At 70.7% G+C, this 2,730-nt stretch carries 3 protein-coding genes; 2 read left to right on the top strand and 1 reads right to left on the bottom strand.

Translation table 11 applies throughout. The features are described from left to right. The first annotated feature begins 340 nt into the window (after positions 1-340). Together ACYVTD_RS11410 and ACYVTD_RS11415 are read left to right on the top strand one after the other, a co-directional pair. Positions 341-1,264 carry a YihY/virulence factor BrkB family protein gene (locus ACYVTD_RS11410; RefSeq protein ID WP_461247894.1) on the top strand — a complete coding sequence of 308 codons (924 nt, stop codon included), beginning with the start codon at positions 341-343 and terminating at the stop codon, positions 1,262-1,264. Between the two features lie 124 nt (positions 1,265-1,388). Continuing rightward, positions 1,389-1,715, top strand: a complete 327-nt coding sequence (locus tag ACYVTD_RS11415) for a helix-turn-helix domain-containing protein (protein WP_461247895.1) — start codon at positions 1,389-1,391, stop codon at positions 1,713-1,715. On the opposite strand, the gene ACYVTD_RS11420 is transcribed toward ACYVTD_RS11415, so the two are convergent. Further along, the coding region (locus ACYVTD_RS11420; protein ID WP_461247896.1) for an SMP-30/gluconolactonase/LRE family protein at positions 1,679-2,730 on the bottom strand (1,052 nt) is incomplete at its 5' end. The two genes, ACYVTD_RS11415 and ACYVTD_RS11420, sit on opposite strands and share 37 nt — an antisense overlap.

The raw sequence follows: 2,730 nt of genomic DNA on the forward strand, positions 1-2,730 counted from the left end.
TGGGGGGTGAGGGTGTGTGCGGGTGTGGGTGTGTGGGGTGGGGGGGGGGGGGAGTTGTGGACGGGGGGGGGCGGCGGGAGCGGCGGGTGTGTATAGGGGGGGGGGGGAATGGGCGTGGGTGGGGGGGTGGGCGGTGGAGGGAGCGGGCGGGGGGGGGGGGGGGGCGGGTGGTGGGGGGGGGGCGCGGGGGGGGGCTGGGGTGCGGCGGGGCGGCCCCCCCCCCCCTGCGGGCCCGGGCGGCAGGGGGGGGGGGCGCCCCCTCGGCAAAAGGGGGGCCTGCCCCCCGAACCCCCCGAAACCTCCCCCCGCCTCGCCTTGGTCCGCACGCCTGCAGCGCCTGATGGAGCTGAACCCGCTGCGCGCCATGTGGAATGCCGTGCAGCTGTGGCTGGACGCCGATGGCCTGCGCATGAGCGCGGCCATGTCCTTCTACGGCATCCTGAGCCTGGCGCCGCTGCTGCTGCTGCTGGTCGGCCTGCTGGGCTGGTGGGTGGACCGCAGCTATGTGGAACACCAGTTGATCGACCAGGTGCAGGACGTGATCGGCGAGCGCGGCGCCCAGGTGGTGCGCGGCGCGCTGGAAAGCGCCCAGCGGCCCGACGAGGGGCGGCTGGCCTCGCTGTTCGGCTTCATCCTGCTGATGTCCGGCGCCACGGGTGTGTTCGTGGAGCTGCAGTCCGCGCTGGAAAAGCTCTGGACCTCGAACGGCGAGCCACCGCCGCCCAAGGCCGTGTGGTGGCGCATGGCCGCGCTGCGGCTGCGCGGCCTGACCTATGTGCTGGCGCTGGGCTTCTTGCTGCTGGTGTCCATGGCCCTGTCCACGGCCATCCAGCTGATCACCAACTGGGCAGGCACCAAGCTGCAGATGCAGCCGCTGGGGCCGCTGATCAGCCTGATCAACGAATGCGTGTCCTTCGGCATCGCCGTGCTGCTCTTCGTGGGGCTGATGCGCATCGGCAGCGGCCCCAAGCCCCGGCTGCGCTATCTCATCTTCGGCGCCATCGTCGGTGCCCTGCTGTTCACGCTGGGCAAGCAGGCCCTGGCCTGGTATCTGTCCACGGCGGCCGTGGTCTCGGCCTATGGCGCGGCGGGTTCGCTGGTGGTGCTGTTGATGTGGATCTATTTCTCGTCGGCCATCCTGCTGCTGTCGGCCGCCACGGCCAAGGCCTTCAGCGACGCCGAGGTGCGCTTCACCCACCCCATCCGCTGGGCGCCGCCCGCCGGTCCAGCGCAGGCCAGGGACACTTCGGACGGCAAGGGCTGAGCGGCTGCATTTCGACGAAGATGAACGCCTGCGCCGCGGCCCGCAAAGCCGCGGCGCAGGGCGTTTGGGAGTGGAACAATGCAGCGAAAGTCCCCGGGCACCGAGGCCCGGGGCCAAGGACAACATGGACCGATTGCAGACCATGCGGGTGTTTCAGACCGTGGCCGACGAGGCCGGGTTTTCGGCGGCGGCGCGTCGCCTGGACATGTCCGTGCCCACGGTCACGCGCCTGGTGGCCGACCTGGAGCAGCACCTGGGCACGCGGCTGCTGCAGCGCACCACGCGCAGCGTGTCGCTGACCGAGGCGGGGGGAGTTTCCGGGGTATCTGAGGGCATGGCCCTCATTGTGCAGAGCGGCAGCCCCCCGCCCTGTCAGCCTGTGCCGACAGGGTGGGAGGAGCCGCCCGGCAGCACTCAGGCCGCGCCGCGCGCCTCCACGTACAGCGCATAGATGGAATGGCTGCTGGCCATGAACAGGCGGTTGTTCTTCGATCCGCCAAAACACAGGTTGGCGCAGCGCTCGGGCAGGCGGATATGGCCTATGGGCTTGCCTGCGGGGTTGAAGACCATGACCCCGTCCAGCTCGGCTGCCTGTGCCCCAGGCGCGCCGTTGCTGCCCCAGCCGCACCACAGATTGCCGAACTCGTCGCACTTGATGCCGTCCAGCGCGCCCGGCCCGTTCGCATCGATGTGCAGGCGCTTGTTGGACAGCCGCCCGCCCTCGCCCACGTCATAGGCCCAGACCACGCGATGGGGCTGGTGGCGCGACTCGACCACATACAGCCGCTTTTCGTCGGGCGAAAAGCACAGTCCGTTGGGACCGGCCAGGTCGGTGAGCACGGCGTCCAGCCGGCCGCTGGCCGGATCGATGCGGTAGACGGACTGCGGCAGCTCGGCCTGGGCCTTGTCGCCCTCCCAGTGCCCGCCGATGCCGAACGGAGGATCGGTGAACCAGATGCCGCCGTCGCGCGCGCAGACGATGTCGTTGGGCGAATTCAGACTCTTGCCGCCAAAGCCATCGGCCAGCACGGTGATGGAGCCGTCGTACTCGGTGCGCGTGACGCGGCGCGTCAGGTGCTCGCAGGCCAGCAGCCGGCCCTGGCGGTCGCGCGCCAGGCCGTTGGAGAAGTTGGCAGGGCTGCGGAACACGCCGACCTGGCCGGTGGTCTCGTCCCAGCGCAGCATGCGGTTGTTGGGAATGTCGGAAAACAGCAGGTAGCGGCCGTCCGCCACCCACACCGGCCCCTCGACCCAGCGAAAGCCCGTGGCGATCTGCTCCACGCTGCTGCTGTAGATGCGGTAGCGCGCGAACTCGGGGTCCAGCACCTGCACCGAGGGATCGGGATAGCGCTGCTGGGGCTTGAACTCGAAGGCCTGCGCGCTGGCGGCGCCGGCCACCGTGGCCAGCGCGCCCGCCACAAAGCTGCGGCGCGTGGCGGCGCCGCCGGAATGGCAATGGGCATCCA

The organism is Treponema sp. R6D11 (genome assembly GCF_054786075.1).

Excerpts from the sequence above, each read along its gene's own strand:
- ACYVTD_RS11410 (WP_461247894.1), top strand. The coding sequence starts at position 341 with ATGGAGCTGAACCCGCTGCGCGCCATGTGGAATGCCGTGCAGCTGTGG.
- ACYVTD_RS11415 (WP_461247895.1), top strand. The coding sequence starts at position 1,389 with ATGGACCGATTGCAGACCATGCGGGTGTTTCAGACCGTGGCCGACGAG.